Source organism: Blautia sp. MSK.20.85 (assembly GCF_013317245.1).
Classification (GTDB): domain Bacteria; phylum Bacillota; class Clostridia; order Lachnospirales; family Lachnospiraceae; genus Blautia_A.
This window is the reverse complement of sequence record NZ_JAAIUN010000113.1, coordinates 1-387: the sequence shown is the minus strand read 5'-3', so window position 1 is coordinate 387 and position 387 is coordinate 1. Positions and strand designations below refer to the sequence as shown.

Here is a 387-nt window from a genome sequence, read left to right as displayed (position 1 = left end):
ATGGAACTTCTCAGAAATGTATATGGAAGTCAAATTCATATCTTTGATAATTATATTCCATTTTCTGTAAGAATGAAGGAAGCAGTCAGAGAAGGACAGAGTATTTTCTCTTATGATCCGAAAGGCAAAGCTACAGAGGCTTATCGGAGAGTGACGGAGGAGGTGCTAGAAGATGCCATCTAAAAAAAGAGCAACTCCCATTTCCTTACAGCCACTTGATGCGTTGTTTGGAACAAACGAAGAAACAAACAATGGAATTTGCGAGATAAAAATAGGAAGCCTTCATCCATTTCCAAATCACCCGTTTCAAGTAAAAGATGATAAGAAAATGGAAGAATTATCAGAAAGCATTACACAATATGGCGTGTTGGTTCCTGGTATTGTGCG

Annotated in this window: 1 protein-coding gene and 1 pseudogene; both read left to right on the top strand. The window is 38.0% G+C overall.

The features are described 5' to 3' along the window. Window positions 1-183: ParA family protein (locus G5B12_RS17320; protein ID WP_207719572.1), on the top strand; the 183-nt coding region annotated here is incomplete at its 5' end. Further along, window positions 173-387, top strand: a pseudogene (locus G5B12_RS17150) (ParB/RepB/Spo0J family partition protein); the annotation flags it as partial. The gene G5B12_RS17320 and the pseudogene G5B12_RS17150, both read left to right, overlap by 11 nt.